The organism is Pseudomonas sp. BIGb0381, from assembly GCF_024809815.1.
Taxonomy (GTDB): Bacteria; Pseudomonadota; Gammaproteobacteria; order Pseudomonadales; family Pseudomonadaceae; genus Aquipseudomonas.
In genome coordinates this window covers 247,687-262,314 of sequence record NZ_JANUEN010000002.1, presented here as the reverse complement: position 1 = coordinate 262,314, position 14,628 = coordinate 247,687, and the positions used below count along the sequence as shown (strand labels likewise).

General features: G+C 62.8%; 15 protein-coding genes. 10 read left to right on the top strand and 5 right to left on the bottom strand.

Annotation, left to right across the window (positions count from 1 at the left end):
• Nucleotides 1-2: 2 nt before the first annotated feature.
• Together M2397_RS07535 and M2397_RS07530 are read left to right on the top strand one after the other, a co-directional pair.
• Complete coding sequence (locus M2397_RS07535) at nucleotides 3-665, top strand: response regulator (RefSeq protein ID WP_131696359.1); 663 nt, start codon at nucleotides 3-5, stop codon at nucleotides 663-665.
• Entirely contained in the window at nucleotides 662-2,026 is a 1,365-nt protein-coding gene (locus M2397_RS07530) for an ATP-binding protein (RefSeq protein ID WP_259242554.1), read from the top strand. Before M2397_RS07535 ends, M2397_RS07530 begins: the two co-directional genes overlap by 4 nt.
• Before the next feature lie 16 nt (nucleotides 2,027-2,042).
• Here the strand turns inward: M2397_RS07530 and M2397_RS07525 are convergent, their stop codons facing one another.
• A complete protein-coding gene (locus M2397_RS07525) occupies nucleotides 2,043-3,275 on the bottom strand; it encodes a DUF4010 domain-containing protein (protein ID WP_131696361.1) in 1,233 nt (410 codons plus the stop codon).
• A 37-nt stretch (nucleotides 3,276-3,312) separates the two neighbouring features.
• Nucleotides 3,313-4,386, bottom strand: coding sequence for an NAD(P)-dependent alcohol dehydrogenase (locus M2397_RS07520; protein WP_145338115.1), 1,074 nt, complete (start codon nucleotides 4,384-4,386; stop codon nucleotides 3,313-3,315).
• A gap of 233 nt (nucleotides 4,387-4,619) precedes the next feature.
• On the opposite strand from M2397_RS07520, the gene M2397_RS07515 reads away from it, so the two are divergent.
• From M2397_RS07515 to M2397_RS07490, 6 genes are all read left to right on the top strand, one after another.
• Nucleotides 4,620-5,543 (top strand): universal stress protein, encoded by a 924-nt coding sequence (locus M2397_RS07515; RefSeq protein WP_131696363.1) that lies wholly within the window; start codon nucleotides 4,620-4,622, stop codon nucleotides 5,541-5,543.
• An 18-nt stretch (nucleotides 5,544-5,561) separates the two neighbouring features.
• Nucleotides 5,562-6,125, top strand: a complete 564-nt coding sequence (locus tag M2397_RS07510; protein ID WP_145338116.1) for a GNAT family N-acetyltransferase — start codon at nucleotides 5,562-5,564, stop codon at nucleotides 6,123-6,125.
• A 204-nt stretch (nucleotides 6,126-6,329) separates the two neighbouring features.
• Nucleotides 6,330-7,679 (top strand): HAMP domain-containing sensor histidine kinase, encoded by a 1,350-nt coding sequence (locus tag M2397_RS07505; protein ID WP_259242553.1) that lies wholly within the window; start codon nucleotides 6,330-6,332, stop codon nucleotides 7,677-7,679.
• Nucleotides 7,664-8,050, top strand: coding sequence for a response regulator (locus M2397_RS07500; RefSeq protein ID WP_131696366.1), 387 nt, complete (start codon nucleotides 7,664-7,666; stop codon nucleotides 8,048-8,050). The genes M2397_RS07505 and M2397_RS07500 overlap by 16 nt, the downstream gene beginning before the upstream one ends.
• Before the next feature lie 9 nt (nucleotides 8,051-8,059).
• Nucleotides 8,060-9,313 (top strand): EAL domain-containing response regulator, encoded by a 1,254-nt coding sequence (locus tag M2397_RS07495; protein ID WP_167655353.1) that lies wholly within the window; start codon nucleotides 8,060-8,062, stop codon nucleotides 9,311-9,313.
• A 93-nt stretch (nucleotides 9,314-9,406) separates the two neighbouring features.
• Nucleotides 9,407-10,759 (top strand): sodium:proton antiporter, encoded by a 1,353-nt coding sequence (locus tag M2397_RS07490; RefSeq protein WP_145338118.1) that lies wholly within the window; start codon nucleotides 9,407-9,409, stop codon nucleotides 10,757-10,759.
• 71 nt (nucleotides 10,760-10,830) lie between these two features.
• Here M2397_RS07490 and M2397_RS07485 read toward each other — a convergent pair whose 3' ends face one another.
• From M2397_RS07485 to M2397_RS07475, 3 genes are all read right to left on the bottom strand, one after another.
• Nucleotides 10,831-10,965: a hypothetical protein gene (locus M2397_RS07485; RefSeq protein ID WP_256221203.1), complete on the bottom strand. Its 135-nt coding sequence runs from the start codon at nucleotides 10,963-10,965 to the stop codon at nucleotides 10,831-10,833.
• Nucleotides 10,966-10,976: 11 nt separating this feature from the next.
• Nucleotides 10,977-11,189, bottom strand: a complete 213-nt coding sequence (locus M2397_RS07480; protein ID WP_092358066.1) for a hypothetical protein — start codon at nucleotides 11,187-11,189, stop codon at nucleotides 10,977-10,979.
• Between the two features lie 72 nt (nucleotides 11,190-11,261).
• A complete protein-coding gene (locus M2397_RS07475) occupies nucleotides 11,262-11,807 on the bottom strand; it encodes a hypothetical protein (RefSeq protein ID WP_145338119.1) in 546 nt (181 codons plus the stop codon).
• Nucleotides 11,808-12,259: 452 nt separating this feature from the next.
• On the opposite strand from M2397_RS07475, the gene M2397_RS07470 reads away from it, so the two are divergent.
• Entirely contained in the window at nucleotides 12,260-13,669 is a 1,410-nt protein-coding gene (locus M2397_RS07470) for a circularly permuted type 2 ATP-grasp protein (protein WP_131696370.1), read from the top strand.
• Nucleotides 13,670-13,671: 2 nt separating this feature from the next.
• Complete coding sequence (locus M2397_RS07465; protein WP_131696371.1) at nucleotides 13,672-14,622, top strand: alpha-E domain-containing protein; 951 nt, start codon at nucleotides 13,672-13,674, stop codon at nucleotides 14,620-14,622.
• The last annotated feature ends 6 nt before the right edge of the window (nucleotides 14,623-14,628 follow it).

Below are 14,628 nucleotides of genomic sequence, written 5' to 3'. Positions count from 1 at the left end.
GCGTGCGCCTTTTACTGATCGAGGATGACGTGGCATTGGGCGAAGGCATTCACCAGGCGCTGGTGCGTGAGGGCTACACCGTCGACTGGCTGCAGGATGGCAGCAGTGCCTTGCATGCGCTGCTGAGCGAAACCTTTGACGTGGCGGTGCTCGACCTCGGCCTGCCACGCATGGACGGTTTGGAGGTGCTGCGGCGCCTGCGTGACAGCAGCTCCAACCTGCCGGTGCTGATCCTCACCGCACGGGATGCCACCGAAGACCGCATCGCCGGGCTGGACGCCGGCGCCGACGATTACCTGATCAAGCCCTTCGACCTGGCCGAACTCAAGGCACGCCTGCGTGCACTGCTGCGCCGCAGCGCCGGCCGGGCACGGGTATTGATCGAACACGCAGGCATCTGCCTGGACCCGAGCACGCAGCAGGTCAGTTACCACGGCGCGCCGGTACTGCTCACCCCCAAGGAATATCAGCTGCTGCACGAACTGCTATCGCCGCCGGGCCGCGTGATGACCCGCGACCAACTGATGCAGTTGCTCTACGGCTGGAACGAAGAAGCCGAAAGCAACACCCTGGAGGTGCATATCCATCACCTGCGCAAGAAGTTCTCCAGTGAACTGATCCGCACCGTGCGCGGCGTGGGCTACCTGGTGGAGGAGCGCCAATGACCTCGATTCGGCGGCGAACCCTGAGCCTGATTATCGGCCTGCTGCTCACCGGGCTGCTGGTGATCAGCGTGCTCAACCTGCATGACAGCAATCACGAAATCGCCGAAGTCTACGACGCGCAGTTGGCGCAGAACGCCCGCCTGCTGCAGGGCGTCATGAGCATGCCGCTGGCCAGCCAGGACCAGGCCGACCTGTATCGCGCCTTCAACAAAGCCTTGGGCAACGCCATGCCCAAGGTGGACGGGCACCCCTATGAAAGCAAAATCGCCTTCCAGGTGTGGAACCCACAGGGCGATCTGCTGGTGTTTACCGCCAGCGCCCCTTCATTCGCCACGCCCCCCGCACAGCCGGGGTACAGCAATATCGAGGACCTTAATGGCCGCCAATGGCGCGGTTTCGTGCTCAAGGACAAGGACAACGGCCTGCGTATCTGGGTCGGCGAGCGGGATGACGTGCGCTCCGACCTGGTCCAGCGCATCGTGCGGCATACGTTATGGCCGAACGTGTTGGGCAGCCTGATCCTCGCGGCCATGGTCTGGCTGGCCATCGGTTGGGGGCTCAAGCCGCTGGCCGATATGGCCGCCACCTTGCGCGCGCGGCATTCCGGCTCACTGGAGCCGATGCAACTGACGCCCTTGCCCATGGAGTTGGAGCCGATGCAGGCGGCGTTGAACCGCATGCTCGCGCAGATCCAGGACATGCTCGGCCGCGAGCGGCGTTTTATCGCCGACGCCGCCCACGAAATGCGCACGCCCCTGGCGGTATTGCGGGTGCACGCGCAAAACCTGCTGGAAGCCGGCACTGAAACCGAACGGCGCGAGTCCCTGGCCTTCCTGATCACCGGTGTCGACCGCACCAGCCGCCTGGTCAACCAATTGCTGACCATGGCACGCCTGGAACCCAGCGCCGGGCTGCCCCCCGTACAGGCCATCGACCTGGCGACAACGGTGCGTGAAACGCTGATTCAGCTGACACCCTGGCTGCTGAGCAAAGGTCTCGAACTGGTGTTCGATGTCGACGATGCCCAGTACCCCGTAACGACCGATGCCGGTGCAATCAATATCGCCCTGACCAACCTGGTGACCAACGCGGCGAACGTCTCCCCGGAGCATGGGGTGATTACCGTGGGGTTGTGCAAAACAGCCAAGGGATTGGTCCTGAGCGTCGACGATCAGGGTCCCGGCATCGACGAGAGCCAGCGTGAGCGCCTGTTCGAGCGTTTCTACAGCCGTGGCAATGCCCAGGGCGCCGGCCTGGGCCTGACCATCGTACAAACCATCGCCCAACGCCTGGGCGGCCAGGTGCGCCTGGAAAACCTGGCGGCCGGCGGCTTGAGGGCGACCTTGGAAATCCCTGGATGACCCGCCTGGGTGGCGATCAACTGACCAGTGCGCCCAACCACATCGCGGCGGTCAGCAACACCTGCCCGGCGATCACATAGGCCGCAAATCGACGGCCACCGCTGACCCAGGCCACCACGCACTTGCTCAGCGAGTTGCAACTGATCGCCAGCAACACCGGGATCGGTGCGGCGTGGAGCGCGAGCTGGCCGCTCGTGACCAAGGCAGCAATCGATGCGGTGGTGGCGTGAGCGTCGGCGAAACCGCTCAGGGTGGCGGTCACCATCACCCCCACCTGGCCAAAGTGATAAAGCATCACGGACGATAGGAACGTGATGCCGGTCAGGGTCAGCGCCATGATCAGCGCCAGCTTGAGGTCGAACGCGCCTCCCACCCGGATGGCCTGGCCGGCCGGCGCCACGCGGAGCATGAGGCATCCACCATACATCGCAGTGGTGGCAAACCCGGCGAGCAATGGCCACATCATCTGCGACAGCAGCGCCGGCTCCACGGTACCGAGGATCAGTGCGGCCTGGGCCACCGTGGCGATATTCGAGAAAATCGCCGCCGCTGCGAGCGTGCGCAGATGCTTCGGTTCCTTGGCGACAAGATGGCCCATGACGGCAATGGTCACCGTACTGGAGGCGAACCCCGAGGCCACGGCGCCGATGGCGTAACCATAGCGAGGCCCCAGCATACGTACCGCCACATGCCCCACCGCCCCTACCGCCATCAACAGCACGGTCAAGGTGCAGATGGTGCGCAGGTTCACCCCGCCATAGGGGCCGATGAAGCGATCCGGCGCCAGCGGCAAGACCACCAGCGCCACAATCAGCAGCAGCACGCCGTCGCGCATTTCTGCTTCGGTCAATTGGCTGCGGGCAAAGTTGTGCAGCTTGTCGCGATAGGCCAACAGACCAACCATGACCACGCCGATTGCCGTGGCCAGCTCGGGACTGGCTCCGCACAGGGCGCCCAGCACCAGCACCGTGAGCAACGCAACTTCGCTGGTGATTCCCGGGTCTTCGTCCTGGCTCTTCCAATACGCGGTACTGGCGATCACCGCCAGGCAAACCGCGACCAACCCGAGCAGCAGCGCGCCGCCGACTTGCTGCGAGACATAGCCCAGTAACGCGGTGATTGAATAGGTGCGCAGACCGGCAAAGGCACGACGTTCACCCTGCCCCTTGCTGCGCTCGCGCTCAAGCCCCACCAGCATGCCGATCCCCAGCGCGGCGGCGGCTCCGGCGATTTCGAGGGAAACGGTCATCCGTACCTGCCGGCCCGGCCCAATGCCGGCGCTGCCTTCACGGGGTAATCGCGACTTTCATGACGCCGTCGCGCTGATGGGCAAACAGTTCATAGGCCGCCTCGATGTCGTCGAGCTTGAAGCGGTGGGTCACCAGCGGCGACAGGTCCACCCCGCCGCTGGCGACCACCGCCATCAAGCGACGCATGCGTTCCTTGCCGCCGGGGCACAGGGTCGAGACGATGCTGTAATCGCCCAGGCCTGCGCCAAACGCGTCATAGGGGATGCGCAGGTCGCTGGAGTACACCCCGAGGCTGGACAAGCGGCCACCGGGACGCAGCACGCGCAAGGCCGACTCGAACGTGCCTTGGGTGCCCAACGCCTCGATCGCCACATCCACCCCGCGGCCGTCGGTCAGGGCCATGATCTGCTCGACCACGTTGCCTTGCTTGAAGTCGACGATATGGGTCGCGCCCAGGCCGCGGGCGACGCCCATGCGTTCGCTGACGCCGTCGACGCCAATGATCATCGACGCACCTTTTAGCCGTGCCCCAGCTACCGCGCACAAGCCGATCGGCCCGAGGGCAAACACCGCCACCGTGTCGCCAATGTTGACCTCACCGCGCTCGGCGCCGGAAAAGCCGGTGGACATGATGTCCGGGCACATCAGCACCTGTTCATCACTCAGGCCATCGGGGATCGGGCACAGGTTGGCCAGCGCATCGGGCACCAGGACGTATTCGGCCTGGCAGCCGTCGAGGGTGTTGCCGAATTTCCAGCCGCCGGCGGCACGGAAACCGTGGCGGGTGTCGGGACCGTCCTGGGCGCCGCAGCCGCACAGGCATGCATAGCTCTGCCCGCTGGGCGTGATTGCGCCGGCGATCACCCGTTGCCCTTCGACGAAGCCGCGCACCTGGGAGCCCAGCCGCTCGATGACGCCCACCGGCTCATGGCCCACCGTCAGCCCTTTGGCCACCGGGTACTCACCGCGCAGGATATGCACGTCGGTGCCGCAGATAGTCGTGGTGGTGATCCGCACCAGGGCGTCCAGCGGGCCGACCTCGGGGATCGGTTTGTCCTCGAGGACGATGCGGTTTTTTTCAACGAAGACAGCGGCTCTCATGGTTGCCATGGTGTGACCTCCTGCTGGGCGTGTGGGGTGGGACCAGACTGCGCCGCGACGGCGCGCTGAACGTTGATCATGGTCAACCCTTTGCCGATGCACATGACCGAACGTCGCCTGCCCTGTCCGGCGGCCAGGCGTCTTGATGCAGATCAATGGCGCCCCTGCCCCCAGGGGCATGATCGACCAAGGCACCGCTGCCCGATGCCCTTCACCGCCACGGGTTCACAAGGGAGATCACCATGTCTGCTCAAGCACGTTACCTGTTGTTGGTTTCGCCACTGATGGAGCACAGTCCGGCACTCGAACGCGCCGCCGCCCTGGCCAAGGCCGAAGGCGCCGCGCTGCATATCCTCGCCTTCGACTACCTGGAAGGCCTGGCCACTGCCGGTTTGGTCAACGAGCAGGCCCTGGAGCAAATGCGCCTGGGGTATGTGGAGCGCCACCACCAGTGGCTGGAAGACCAGGCCAGGCCGTTGCGTCACCTCGGGCTGACGGTCACCACCGAAGTCGCCTGGGTTGAAAACCCGCTCAAGGAACTGCTGATTCGGCTCAAGGAAGAGCCGATGGCCTTGGTGATCAAGGCGCTCGAACATGAATCGCTGCTGTCGCGCCTGATGTTCACCTCGCTGGATGTGCACCTGCTGCGCGAATGCCCGGTACCGCTGCACTTTGTCAGCCGGGTACAGCATGGGTTACCGCGCAGGATCGTGGCCGCGGTCGACCCGTTTCATCGCGATGGCCGCTATGAAGGCCTCAACGACCGCATCCTGCACGAAGCGACCAAACTCGCCACCGCGTGTGATGCTGAGGTGGAAGTGGTCTACGCACACGATCTGTCTGACCTCAGTACCCAGGAGTATGGATTTGGCAGTGGCGCCGGCTTCTTCTCTTCAGAGGCGGCCAAACTGCTGTTCGCCGAGCAGGGCCAGGCGTTCAATGACCTGGCCGCGCGCAACGGCATCCCGCCGGAGCAACGCCATATGATCCTGGGCAGCCCGGCCAAGGTCCTGGCCAGCTACGCCGATGCCTACAACATTGATGTGATCGTCATGGGCCGCGTCGGTCATCGCGGCTTGTCGCGACTGCTGGGCAGTACCACCGAATCGCTGCTGTACAAGATGCCATGCAGCGTTTGGGTGGTCTCGCCCGAACGCTTCGACTGACCGCCAGGAGCCCACACCATGCCTACCCTCGAAGCACGTAACCAGCAGGCCGCCCTCGCCTACGCAGCACTGCCGAAACCGCACTGGCTCGATCAACTCGACAATGGCCGCCATGTACTGGTGCGCCCCCTCGGCGCCGACGACCGTGAACGGGAATACAATTTCATCAAGGGCCTGTCCCGTGAATCGCGGCACGCGCGCTTCCTGGGCGAAATCAACGAGCCTGGCAAGACGCTGATGGATCAATTGATGGATGTAGATAACCAGCACCGCATGGCCTTTATCGCCCTGGTGCACGACAACGGCCAACTCATCGAGATCGGCGTGGCCCGCTATGCCGCGGCCACGGTGGATGCATGCGAATGCGCGGTCACCGTAGCCGATGCGTGGCAACACCTGGGCCTGGGGCGCATTTTGATGCAACACCTGATGACGGCGGCGCGCGCCAATGGCTTCAAACGCATGTACACGGTCGACGCGGCAACCAATGCGCCGTTGCGCGAGTTGAACCATGCCTTGGGATTCCACAGCGTCATCGACCCGGATGACAGCACCCAGGTCATCAGCAGCGTGACGCTCTAAGTCGCGCCGCACGCTAACAGGGCGGCCCGCCGCCCTGTGCCGGCGTACGTTCGTTTGAGTGTATTCATACCGCGCGACGGGCGGTATCTGCTATTGTCCGGGGACCTCATCTCCTCCTCATCGCGTCCACGCGATTTTCTGTGAGCATGCTCTGCGGCCCTGTCGTCGACACGGCCGGGCTTGATCCGCCTGGAAAACACCGCCATGGACAAACCCGCTACTGTATCCCCGCCCGAAGCCCAATCGCGGGCCGAAAAAATCGTCGAATTCAAACGCCAGAAGACCCTGCTGAAAACCGGTGCCCTGCAAGACGCAATCTTCAACAGCGCCTACTTCTCCAGCATCGCCACCGATGAAAAAGGCGTGATCCAGATCTTCAATGTCGGCGCAGAACGCATGCTCGGGTATGCCGCCGACGATGTACTCAACCGCATCACCCCCGCCGACATCTCCGACCCCGCCGAACTGATCACCCGCGCCGCCGCCCTCAGCCTGGAGTTGGACACGCCGATCACGCCGGGCTTCGAAGCGCTGGTGTTCAAGGCCTCCCGTGGCATTGAGGATATTTACGAGCTGACCTATATCCGCAAGGACGGCAGCCGCCTGTCGGCCATGGTGTCGGTGACGGCGCTGCGCAATCGTCATGACACCATCATCGGCTACCTGTTGATCGGCACCGACAACACCGCACGCAAGCAGGAAGAAGCCGAACGCAAAGGCTTTGAGCGCGCGCTGGAGGAAAAGAACCTGGAGCTGGAACATGCCAGCCATATGAAGTCCGAATTCCTCGCCACCATGTCCCACGAATTGCGCACGCCGCTGAATGCGGTGATCGGTTTTTCCGAGGCGTTGAAGGACGGGCTGGTGGGCGACATGAGCGAGATCCAACGGGAGTACATCGGCGATATCTTCACCAGCGGCCAGCACCTGCTGTCACTGATCAACGACATTCTCGACCTGTCCAAGGTCGAGGCCGGGATGATGGACCTGGAGCTGGAGTCCGTGGAACTGGCGGGGTTGCTCGCCAACAGCCTGTTGATCGTGCGCGAAAAAGCCGCCCTGCAACGCATTCAGTTGAAGCTTGAAAGCCAGGACGACTTCGGCACGTTGGCGTTGGACCTGCGCAAGACCAAGCAGATCATCTACAACCTGCTGGCCAATGCGGTGAAATTCAGCGAGCACGGCAGTTCCGTGACCCTGGCGGTGCGCCAGGTGGCCCGCGAACAGGTCGGGCAGGTGCCCGGCGATTGGCCGATGCACGGGTTTGCCCTGCAACCCAGCGCCCACCAGCAGTTCCTCGAATTGAGCGTCAGCGACACCGGCATCGGTATCGCCGAGGACGACATGGGCAAGCTGTTCAGGGCCTTCAGCCAGATCGACAGCAGCCTGGCGCGCAAATTCGAAGGCACTGGCCTGGGCTTGGCGATGGTCAAGCAACTCACCGACCTGCATGGCGGCAGTGTTGCGGTGGCCAGCCGTGAAGGCCAGGGCGCTCGGTTTGTGGTGTGGCTGCCACTCCACCGAGGCACGGAGGCTGAATGGCCCATATCCTGATCGTCGAAGACAACGAGGCCAATATGCGCCTGGCCCGACTGCTGCTGGTCAACGCCGGCCACACGGTGGTGTGGGCCGCCGACGCCGAGAGTGGCCTGACCCTGGCCCGCGAAGCCCAACCGGCGTTGATCCTGATGGACATCCAACTGCCGGGCATGGACGGCCTGGCCGCTACCGCGCTGCTCAAGCAGGACCCGCACACCGCCCATATCCCGGTGATCGCGCTGACCGCGATGGCCATGAAGGAAGACCGTGAAAAGACCCGGTTGGCCGGTTGCGATGCCTACATCAGCAAGCCGTTGCGCTACAAAGAGCTGTACCAGGTGATCGACACGTTGTTGCAACCCACTACCACCTCGCCCCTCAGATGAGTCCTCTCCATGGCCAGCCAACCCGCAACACTGTTGATCGTTGATGACGAACCCCAGGTTCGCAAGCTGCTGGAAACCCTGTTGCAACACGAGGGCTACCAGACCCTGAGTGCCAGCAGCGGCGAAGAAGCCTTGCAACTGGTGGCCAAACAGCCGCCTGACCTGATCCTGCTGGACATCATGATGCCGGGCATGGACGGCTACGAAGTCGCCAGCCAGCTCAAGGGCGACGCAGCCACGGCGAGCATTCCGATCATCATGCTGTCGGCACTCAGCGAGTCGAGTGCACGGGTCAGTGGCCTGGAAACCGGCGCAGAGGAATTCATCAGCAAGCCGGTGGAACGGGTCGAGCTGTGGCTGCGCGTGCGCAACCTGCTGCGGCTCAAGAGCCACGGTGATCAACTCAAGCGCCATAGCCAGTTGCTTGAGCAGCAGCTACGCCAACATGCTGGCGACAGCACGCGCATGAACGTGCACGACCTCGCGCGCCAGGACCTGGAAAACGCCCTGCGCCAGGCGGTGGAGCACGAGGCGTTCACCCTGCATTACCAGCCAAAGGTCGCTTTGGCCGACGGGCGGATATGCGCCCTGGAAGCCTTGCTGCGCTGGGAACGCCCGGGATACGGCGCGGTGTCGCCAGCGGTGTTCGTCCCCGTCCTGGAAAGCCTGGGCTTGATCGTCGAGGTGGGACGTTGGGTGATCCGCAGCGTGTGCCAGCAGATTGCGACATGGCAGCGCAGCGCGATCGGCGCCGTTGAGGTGTCGGTGAACGTCTCCGGCCATCAACTCATCGAGGGCGACCTGATTGCCGATATTGCGCGCATCCTCAATGAGACCGGCGTCGAACCCCATTGGCTGGAAGTAGAACTGACCGAAGGCTCGCTGATGGAGAATACCCAACACACCATCGCCAGCCTGCAACGCCTGCGTGCCATGGGCGTGAAGATCTCCATTGATGACTTCGGCACCGGCTACTCGAGCCTGGCCTACCTGCGACGCTTCCCCATCGACACGCTGAAGATCGACATTGCGTTTATCCGTGAGGTCACCAGCAACCCCCAGGACGCCGCGATCACCCGCACCATCATCGAACTTGCCCACAGCCTGAGCCTGCGGGTGGTGGCCGAAGGCGTGGAAACCCAGGCGCAATTGGCGTTCCTCAAGGAAGCCGGCTGCGATCAGATCCAGGGCTACCTGTTCAGCCGACCGTTGCCCGCCGCCACCCTGGAACGGCTGCTGCTGGAGCGCGCATCTTCGCTGTAGAACTGGGCCCGCTCAAACCGATGGAATCACATTGAACCAGCAGCCGGCCAGGATCCTCGAACGTGAATAGACCACGGCCCTGGATACTGCTCGATGACTTTTATTCTATGGATGGCCGTTCTCGGCGCCGTGCTGCTGACCCTTGCCCTCACCTCTTCTTACCTGCGCTGGATGCCGGTGACCACCTCAGCGGTGTGCCTGTTGCTGGGCGTGGGCATTGGCCCCCTCGGGGTGGACCTGCTGCACCTGGACATCAAGCAGTCTGCCCGCTGGATGGAGCACCTCACGGAAGTTGCGGTGCTGTTTTCATTGTTCGTCAGCGGGCTCAAATTGCGCCTGCCCCTGGGCCATCGCACCTGGCGCATCGCGTTCGGTATGGCCGGCCCGGTCATGCTGTTGACCATCCTCGGCAGCTGCCTGGCGTTGCATTACGTGTTTGAACTGTCGTGGGGGGTGTCGCTGCTGGTGGGTGCCATTCTGGCGCCGACCGATCCGGTGCTGGCGGGCCTGGTCCAGGTCAACAATGCACAGGACTACGATGCGCTGCGCTTCGGTCTGTCCGGGGAAGCCGGGTTAAACGATGGCACGGCCTTTCCCTTCGTGATTTTTGCCCTGGTCTTCATGCAGCACGGCGGCTTTGACGGTGACTGGCTGGGCGGCTGGGCGTTGAAGAACCTGCTGTGGGCAGTGCCGGCCGGGCTGTTGATCGGGTACTGGATGGGCCGGGGCATTGGCCGCGCGACGCTGTGGCTGCGTATCACCAACAGTGACAGCACGCTCTCCCCCAATGACTACCTGACCCTGGCCCTGATCGCCCTGGCCTACGTGGTTGCCGAAGCGCTGGGTGGCTACGGCTTTCTGTCGGTGTTCGCCGCCGGGCTCGGCTTGCGTCAGGCAGAGTTCAGGTCAACCGGCAACTCGCGCACTCCGTCAGAGCATTTGGCGCTGCCGGTGGTGGGCCATCTGGAAGTGGAGCCGGAGCGCGCGCTGCAGGGGGATGTGAGCGAGCTGGCGGACACCCAGATCGCCGCAGGGGTGATGATGGGCGACATGCTCTCGTTCGGCAGCCTGGTGGAGCGCTCGATGGAAGTGTTCCTGGTGACGTTGCTGGGGATCGTGCTCGTCAGCCATTGGGATTGGCGGGCGTTGCCGCTGGCGGCATTGCTGTTCTGCGTGATCCGACCAATCAGTGTCTTCGCGATGCCCTGGGGCGGCCTGATCAATCGCCGGCAGCGCGGGTTGATGGGCTGGTTCGGGATTCGCGGGATCGGCAGCATCTACTATCTGTTCTACGCGCTCAACCATGGCCTTATCGGCACCAGCAGCGCGGTGGCGGTGAACCTGACCCTGTCGGTGATCGCCTTGAGCATCGTCGTTCATGGCCTGAGTACCCAGCCGATGCTGGCGTGGTATGAACGACGTGCTCAGGCGAGAGATCAGTCCTGACGTTTTGTAGGCGCGGGTATCAATCGCCGTAGATACCTCTTGGATAAGACGGTATCTACGGATGGTTGGGATTAATCGGGCTTTTCTGTATTGCCCACATCCGCTGCGTCGTCCAGATCGTTGAGCGGCACTTCCGCATCATCCATCAGTGAACCCGGGTCTTCATTGCCCGGATCGTTGAGTTCTTCTTCCAGTTCTTTGGACATGACCGTCTCCTCTAACCACCTTGGGTGTCGATATCGGCATCGGTTTCAGGCTTGGGCTCGCGCTCAGGCTTGAAGTCTGGACTGTAGTCGTTTTCCTTGGCTTTGGGGTCGGCGGCGGGTTTCGGGTCTTTCGGTGCATCGGCCGCCGTGCCTGGGGCCGGTTCGCCGCCGTCGATCGCCGGGTCGTTACGGTTGCTGGTCTGGGGGTCTTTGTCTGTGCTCATGGGTCACCTCGCTTGAAAAACGCGGACTGCGTAAAGGTAAGGTCCCGCGCCGGTCGCTGAAGTTCCAATTGCTTAAGAGCCCGGGTTATCCACCTGGATATAAAACGCATAGGCGCCCAGCATCACCCAGAACACCATGAACAACCACGGCACGCGCATGGAGAACAGCAGCGACTTGCGATAGCCCTTATGGGACGACTCCATTTCGGAAAACAGCGGCGACTCATCGTAGGCCATGCCCATCAGCGGTTCGCTGCGCAGCAGTTCGCTCTGCTTGTAATGCCAGTGATCGATGATTTCGTAGGCGGCCCGAATACCTGGCCAGGCATTCAGGGAACTGAGGATACCGAGCAACGCCAGGAACGCCGGCACCACCAGGGTGAACAGCTTCCCCCACTCCGGGTTGAGGTTGCCCATGCCGGACACAAAGGCAATCACCAGGAACGACTGCGCCGTGAGGTAGGCATCGGTGCGGTTGGCGAGGATCGAGGTTTCGTACTGGATTTCGCGACGGTAGAAGTCCAGACGGTCCTTGGGCGAGCCGAAGATCTTGGCGTTGTGTTCGCTGTGATCGGTCAGGTTCGCTTGCGGGGTGTCGGGTGAAATGATTCTGGGCACATCCGTGCTCCGTGCTGGACTGAGACCTGTTAGAAGATTCGGGCTGGGGCGAAGTTCAAGTTTGTTGATGCACCACTATGGTGCGCAAACCGCGCCTTTATGGTGAGGGGCTTGCCGTGGCGAGCGGGCTTGCTCCGCGTTGGGCTGCGCAGCGGCCGCAAAAATCCTGGGAGCGCTTCGCACTCCAACGCGGGGCAAGCCCGCTCACCGCAACAGGCCCGGTCTCCGCCAGGGGAAATCCAGTGCTGTATGCCCATTCCGGCACACGCATTGCTTTATCCATTCATCTGCCCGAATACAGGAACATTCGTTACCCCCCGACCCAGAGCCGACCCCATAAGAAAGTAAGGACCAGGCCCGATGGCACCATCAGCCACGGGCTCATAAAAAAATGCGTTTTTTAAAGCGGCAGTGCCACCCAAGGCAACCCTCGGCACTGACAAGGTACTGGAATGGCTCGATCTTTCTTTGATGAAATGAATGATGCAAACGGCGTGTGCCGTGCGCACTATCAGGATTTCTCCCGCTGGCTGGCCAACACGCCGCCGGAACTGCTGGCCCAGCGTCGTCGCGAAGCCGATTTGCTCTTCCACCGCGCCGGGATCACCTTCACCCTCTATGGCGACGAGCAGGACACCGAGCGCCTGATCCCCTTCGACATCATCCCCCGCAGCATCCCCGCCGTTGAATGGAGCGTGATCGAACGCGGCTGTATCCAGCGGGTCAATGCGCTGAACATGTTCCTCGCCGATATCTACCACGACCAGCGCATCATCAAGGCCGGGATCATTCCGGCGGACCAAGTGCTGGGCAACGAGGGTTATCAAAAGGCGATGGTCGGCCTGGACCTGCACCGCGACATTTATTCGCATATCTCCGGTGTGGACCTGGTACGCGACGGCGACGGCACCTACTACGTGCTCGAAGACAACCTGCGCACCCCCAGCGGCGTGAGCTACATGCTCGAAGACCGCAAGATGATGATGCGCCTGTTCCCCGAAGTGTTCGCCAAGCAGCGCATCGCGCCGGTGGACCACTACCCCAACCTGCTGCTCAAGACCCTGAAAAGCGCCAGCCGCCTGGACAACCCGAATGTGGTGGTGCTGACACCTGGACGCTTCAACAGCGCGTTCTTCGAACATGCGTTCCTGGCGCGGGAAATGGGCGTGGAGCTGGTAGAAGGCGCCGACCTGTTCGTGCACGACCTCAAGGTGTTCATGCGCACCACCGACGGGCCCAAGGCCGTGGACGTGATCTACCGGCGTATCGACGACGCCTTCCTCGACCCGCAGGCATTCAACCCTGAATCGATGCTCGGCGTGCCGGGGCTGGTCGCCGCCTACTGCGCCGGCAATGTGGTACTGGCCAACGCCATCGGCACCGGTGTCGCGGACGACAAATCGATCTACCCCTATGTGCCAGCGATGATCAAGTTTTACCTGGATGAAGAGCCGATCCTGCAAAACGTGCCGACCTTCCAGTGCCGCAAACCGGATGAGCTGTCCCACGTGCTGGCCAACCTGGCCGAGCTGGTGGTCAAGGAAACCCAGGGCTCCGGCGGCTACGGCATGCTGGTCGGCCCGGCGGCCACGGCTGCCGAGATCGAAGACTTCCGCCAACGCATCAAGGCGCGCCCCCATGCGTATATCGCCCAACCGACCCTGAGCCTGTCCACCTGCCCCACCTTTGTCGAAAACGGCATCGCCCCTCGGCATATCGACCTGCGGCCCTTTGTGCTCTCGGGCAAGGAAACCCGCCTGGTGCCCGGTGGCCTGACGCGGGTGGCATTGCGTGAAGGCTCGTTGATCGTCAACTCGTCGCAAGGCGGCGGAACCAAGGACACCTGGGTGGTGGAGGGCTGAGTATGTTGAGTAGAACCGCCGCAGATCTGTATTGGATGTCCCGTTACCTGGAACGCGCCGAGAACCTGGCGCGCATGCTCGAAGTCAGTTATTCGCTGTCGCTGATGCCCCAGGCCGGGCGTAGCGATGGCCTGGATGAATTGGCCATGTCGTTGCTCAGCAGCGGCACCCTGGACAGTTACCTGGAACGCCACCAAACCCTGGATGCCGAGCGCATGCTGCACTTCTTCGCCCTCGACGAAGAAAACCCCGCCAGCATCTACAACTGCCTGCGCGCCGCGCGGGGCAATGCCCATGCGGTACGCGGACGCATCACTGCCGACATGTGGGAAAACCTTAACGCCACCTGGCTGGAAATGCGCAGCATCGCCGCCGGTGGCCTGGGGCGGCATGGCATCAGCCACTTCTGTGACTGGGTCAAGCAGCGTTCACACCTGTTCCGCGGCGCGACCTCGGGCACCATCATGCGCAATGACGCCTATCGGTTCATTCGCCTGGGTACCTTTGTCGAGCGCGCGGACAACACCTTGCGCCTGCTGGACGCTCGCTACGAGATGTTCGGCGAAGAGTCGGAGGAAGTCAGCGACCTGTCGGCACGCGGGTATTACCAGTGGAGCGCCCTGCTCCGTGCGTTGTCGTCGTTCGAGGCGTATACCGAGTTGTACCCGAATGCGCTGAACGCGCGATCGGTGTCCGAACTGCTGTTGCTACGCAGCGATGTGCCGCGTTCGTTGCATGCCTGTATCGAAGAGTTGAGCCATATCCTCGCCGACCTGCCTGGCAGTTATGGGCGCACGGCACAGCGCTTGGCGGCGGAATTCGAAGCGCGGCTGAGGTACACCGGGATTGATGAGATTCTCGAAGATGGCCTGCATAGCCGTCTCACGGAGTTCATCGACACCGTGCGCGAGTTGGCGCGTGCGATCCACAGTTCTTACCTGGAAGTGGTCTGACCGTTC